The organism is Rhodococcus oxybenzonivorans (assembly GCF_003130705.1).
GTDB lineage: Bacteria > Actinomycetota > Actinomycetes > Mycobacteriales > Mycobacteriaceae > Rhodococcus_F > Rhodococcus_F oxybenzonivorans.
This window is the reverse complement of sequence record NZ_CP021354.1, coordinates 3,078,492-3,083,633: the sequence shown is the minus strand read 5'-3', so window position 1 is coordinate 3,083,633 and position 5,142 is coordinate 3,078,492. Positions and strand designations below refer to the sequence as shown.

Sequence of the window (5,142 nt, the reverse complement as noted above, 5' to 3'; positions counted from 1 at the left end):
CTCGTTCCCCCAGCAGGTATGAAAACTGTGGATGCGCAGACCCAGCGCGTGGGACGAACCGACTGTTGCCGGTCCGCCACGCTGTACTGATCGTGCTTCACGCGTGGGTCCGGTGTGCGTCGATTCGTGATGTTCGTGCCGGAATCGCCAACGATCTGCGACGGCGACCCGGATGGGGCCGGTCGAGCAGGATGCGCAGCACTTCCCGCTGCCCGTGGCCGGGCCTCAGCGGAAGCGTTCGGCCTCACGTGCAAGGTGCAGGAGGTCGGCGCACAACGACTCCAGCTCATGGGCCGCCGCACCTTCGGCGACGGCTGTCGCCACGTCCTCGGCCGCACAACGAACCTGGAAGATCCGGTCGACCATGGCGGAGGCTTCCTCGGCGGTCAGCACCACGGCATCCGCGGGGATACTCGTGCCCTTGACCTGGGTGCGCTGCTCGTACGCTCGCTGCCGGCACGATTGGCGGCAATACCGGCGGCGTCGCCCCATCCCGGACTCCGCGACTTCCCGGCCGCACCACACGCACGAGTCGGGTCTGCGGGATGCGCCGGTCATGGTCCACCACCTTACTGCGCGACCCCTCGATGCCCGCCCGGTAAGATGGCGAGGTTGCATCTGCGCGGCGTGCGGGAACCAATCGGGAAGCCGTGGCGTTGTAGATGAGTGTGAACGCTTGGCTGCTGTCCAGGCGTGCTCGCGCGGAGACGATCGAGGAGAGGACACAACCATGGCAGATCGCGTACTTCGAGGGAGTCGACTCGGAGCGGTGAGCTACGAGACCGACCGTGACCACGACCTCGCACCCCGTCGGATGGCCAAGTACCGGTGCGACAACGGTGAGGTGTTCGACATCCCGTTCGCGGACGACGCCGAGATCCCGGGCACGTGGCTCTGCCGCAACGGCTTGGAGGGCACCCTGGTCGAGGGCACCGCACCCGAGGCCAAGAAGGTCAAGCCGCCGCGTACCCACTGGGACATGCTGCTCGAGCGTCGTTCCAAGGAAGAACTGGAAGAGCTGCTCAAGGAGCGTCTCGACCTGCTCAAGGCCAAGCGACGCGGAGCCTGATGCAGGCTGCCCGACGATACGAACGCCGTCCCGGCTCGACTGGGGCGGCGTTTGCTGTGTCTGCGCCGTCCTCGACGTGGGATCAGTGGCTGATACCAGGGTGGGCATGGGTTGGCTGCTATAGGTCGTTGGCGTGGCGACAGTCGCGACAGGACTCATCCACGTACTCCGATCTGCTGGAACGCAGGCGCGTTACATTCCGGGCACACAAACCGAGAGTCACGCCCCGAACACGCAGTCGAAGAACACCACGTATGACCGACCACCCGACTTCTCAGCTCGAGAGGTAGGTCACATGACCGCTCTCAATCTACTATTCGGTACGGCGGAGTCAAGGGTTTGGTTTCAATTTCAAGCAGGACGGGCCATCCTTCGTCTCCCCGGCGCCGCGCCGACAAGGGATGAGGGTGCACCAGCCCGTTCGCCTGCAACGCGCCGCCGCGTGTGGTATTTCCCGTCGGCGCCTCGTTCAAACCTTTCGGTCTGTTCGGCACATCGATCAGATTCGGGAACGAGCGGTGGATCGGCGCGGTGATCACCCGTAGCTGCCCCGGCGCCGCTGCAATTCGCCCGGTGGGAGGCGTCGGATTCCGAGTCAGCCGCCCACCGCACGCCTTCTCCGGCGTCGGATATCCGCTTCATCGCGTCGTTCACCATGCGTCTCCAAGCGGTGACTCCAGCCCTTCCGTCAGGTGGCGCGTAAACGGCGACCCGAGGAGTACAAACACGGGCAAATCGCGACCACGAACACCGCCGCCGCGACGAAGGCCGGCAACGCCACATCCCCGGCTGGCACGAATTCGACTGGGGCCGCGTTCAGCGCACCCGAAACACCACCGCTGACCGTGCGGCACCTGACCGTGGACGCCATCCACTCAGTCGCTGACAAACTTCGATCGCATTCACGCCTGGCTCGCACCGTCTTGATCAGCTCACCTAAACGATCAGGATCAGGAGCACGGTGGGGCGTAGGATGTCGGGACCTCGCAGCAGTTGCCGGAGCAGGTCCACAGGAACATGCCCGTATCCGGTCTCGAGGATAAGCCTGTCGTTCCACCTCGCCGGTCGGGTGCGCAACCAGTAGGCCGCCGCGGCTCCCGCCGAACTCATAAGCGTCGCGGGCACTGAGATCGCCGCAACTGGGGTGGTCAGGGCGGTCGCGAGCGTGACCGCTGCGAGCGCGGCGTGCCGGTGACTCGTTCAACACATCGGCTAGCGCCGACCGTTGTTCCACAACAGACTCTCTGTGGCAGGCTCCTGGTCCCACATGATCGCCAGGCTCGCTCGCGGAGCCGTTTGTTAGGTCCCCGTAGTTCGTCAGACACTGTCGTTCGTTGCTTCTTGGACCGCCGCGGACTTCTGGTTCAGTGCGCCGAACGGGATGTGTACTGAGGGGGCGAACCCTGAAACTGGCGCCGGAGCGCTTGCCGCCCCCGCAATCATGGGACAAGCGAACCCGCAGCCTGACCGCGGGAGAGCGGTAGGGATCAACAACCGTCGTCAGCGCGATGTCGGTCGGCCGAGGGCCAGGTCGGGCCACAACGACACCGGTTCTGGCCGCAATTCCAGGCGTTTTCGGAGCCTGCGTCCTACGATGCGGACATGCTCACCCGCCGCATCTTCCTCGGAACCCTCGCGTTCAGCGCGGCGGTAGTCACCGGCTGCACCACCGACACCGATCCGGCAAGGAGCGCGAACCTGCCGGACGCGGCCGGGCTGCTCGCCGAGTCGGCGTCCGCCGTCCGCGATATCCGGAGCGCACACTTCACGATGTCCGTCACCGGCTCGATTCCAGGCATCAGCGTGCAGACCGCCGAGGGCGATTTGACCAGGGAGGGCGGTCCGGCCGGTGGCGCGAAGGGCACGGTGAAGCTGACCCTGGCCGGCCAGCTGATCGACGGGGAATTCGTGCTGGTCGACGACTCGCTGTACTTGAAGGGCCCGACCGGCACCTTTCAGCGGTATCCGTCCTCGCTCACCGCCGAGTACTACGACCCGTCTGCCATCCTCGACCCGGACCGGGGCTTCGCGAAGGTGCTGACCAACATCACGGATGCGAAGACCGAGGCGAGGGAAAAGGTTGACGGGACACCCGCATACAAGATCACCGGACGGGCGGACAAGGACGCGGTGGGCAACATCGTTCCCGGGGTCGAGTCCGAGGTGGACATCACGGTCTGGCTTGACGAGGACGGCAGGCACCTGCCGATCAGAGCGCTGGTGACGTTCCCGAAGCCGGACGGCGCAGACGCCCCGACCGTCGACGTGGTTGTGTCCGAGCTGGACAAGCCCGTGACGGTGACACCCCCGGCGTGAGTGTGGAGTTGATCCCGCGGAGCAGGACCGTCGCCATCGGCGCCGCGGCGCTCGCCGTGTTGCTCGGCGCGCTGGACACCTACGTCGTGGTGAGCATGATCCGGCAGATCATGGACGACCTGCTGATCCCGGTGAACCGACTGGAGCGGGTGACCCCGATCGTCACCGGGTACCTACTCGGCTACATCGCCGCGATGCCGCTGCTCGGCCAGGCATCGGACCGGTTCGGCCGCAAGCTGGTGCTGCAGAGCTGCCTCGCCGGGTTCCTGGTCGGCTCGGTGGTCACCGCGCTCGCCAACGACCTGCCCATGCTCGTTTCCGGGCGGGTCGTCCAGGGTGTCGCAAGTGGGGCGTTGCTGCCGGTGACCATGGCGCTTGCCGCTGACCTGTGGGCAACCCACAAGCGGTCGAACGTGCTCGGTGCGGTGGGTGCCGCGCAGGAGCTGGGCAGCGTGCTCGGACCGCTGTATGGGGTGGCGATCGCCGGCCTTACCGTTTGGTCGAGCGCGTTCGGCATCGCCGGCTGGCGCGGCGTGTTCTGGATGAACTTACCGCTCGGCGTGCTCGCCATGATCGCGGTACAGGTTTCGGTGCCGCGCCGCGACCGGGCGCACGAGCCCGTCCGGGTGGACGTGGCCGGGGGGCTGCTGCTCGCGGTCGCCCTCGGGCTTGCCGTCGTCGGCCTGTACAACCCGGACCCGCGCACCGCGGTGCTGCCACCGTGGGGCGGGCCGACGCTGGTCGGGGTCGGTGTCGCTGCAATCGCCTTCGTCGGCTGGGAGCTGCGCGCCAAGACCCGGCTGATCGACCCGGTCGATGTGCAGATGCGCGCATTCCTTGCCGCGCTCGGGGTATCTGGAGCGGCAGGCGTCGCGCTGATGGTGACCCTGGTGGACGTCGACCTGTTCGCCCAGTCGCTACTCGACCGGGACGACCGGGGAGCGGTCATACTGCTGCTGCGGTTCCTGGCCGCGCTCCCGGTTGGCGCGCTGCTCGGCGGGCTGCTGGCGGCACGGCTGGGCGACCGGGTGGTCGCGGCGGCCGGCATGCTGCTGGCCGCGGCGGGTTACTTCCGGATGGCCCGGTGGCCGATGGACGTGCTGTCCGCGCCGTACCAGGTCGGGCCGATTGCGCTGCCCCGGTTGGACACCGACCTGGCCATCGCTGGGCTAGGTCTCGGCCTGGTGATCGCGCCGACCTCCGTTGCGGTGCTCCGCGCCGTACCGCCCATCCAGCACGGGATCGCCTCGGCCGGTATGGTGGTCACGCGGATGACCGGGATGCTCCTCGGGGTTGCCGCGTTATCTGCGTGGGGGCTACACCGCTTCCACAGCCTGACCGCGAACCTGCAAGTGCCCTTCCCCGTCGGCAAACCTCCCGAGCAGGCGGCACGGGAGCTGGCCGAGTACACCGGAGCAGTCGACCGGGCTCTGCTTACTCAGTACACCGAGATATTTTTGATCACGTCGGTGGTGTGCGCGGCGGGAGCGCTGCTCGCCCTGTTCCTCAGCCGCCAACCTCCCAAGGCCTCGGACTCCGCCGAGAACAGCATCGCCGAGCCGGCATGACCCCTCGAACGGCGACCTGGGCGTGGGAGTTCCTCTTGCGGTGAACGGTTGGCGGCAGCGGGTTCAATCCAACCGGGTGACACCGAGGGAGTTACGGCGGGCCGTCGGGGTACTCGTCCGATGTCGGGTATCGCGGAGCGGGCATCGAACTCCGCGTCCTCGGCTACGGTCGTCCTCGGCATGAGCCCG

At 67.1% G+C, this 5,142-nt stretch carries 4 protein-coding genes; 3 read left to right on the top strand and 1 reads right to left on the bottom strand.

All coding sequences use genetic code 11. The features are described from left to right. Positions 1–225: 225 nt before the first annotated feature. A complete protein-coding gene (locus CBI38_RS14580) occupies positions 226–558 on the bottom strand; it encodes a hypothetical protein (protein WP_109329829.1) in 333 nt (110 codons plus the stop codon). 172 nt (positions 559–730) lie between these two features. Here CBI38_RS14580 and CBI38_RS14575 point away from each other — a divergent pair, with 172 nt between their 5' ends. From CBI38_RS14575 to CBI38_RS14560, 3 genes are all read left to right on the top strand, one after another. Continuing rightward, positions 731–1,069, top strand: coding sequence for an RNA polymerase-binding protein RbpA (locus tag CBI38_RS14575; RefSeq protein ID WP_005255751.1), 339 nt, complete (start codon positions 731–733; stop codon positions 1,067–1,069). Between the two features lie 1,602 nt (positions 1,070–2,671). Then, a complete protein-coding gene (locus CBI38_RS14565) occupies positions 2,672–3,385 on the top strand; it encodes an LppX_LprAFG lipoprotein (protein WP_109329825.1) in 714 nt (237 codons plus the stop codon). After that, entirely contained in the window at positions 3,382–4,953 is a 1,572-nt protein-coding gene (locus CBI38_RS14560; protein WP_109329823.1) for an MFS transporter, read from the top strand. The genes CBI38_RS14565 and CBI38_RS14560 overlap by 4 nt, the downstream gene beginning before the upstream one ends. The last annotated feature ends 189 nt before the right edge of the window (positions 4,954–5,142 follow it).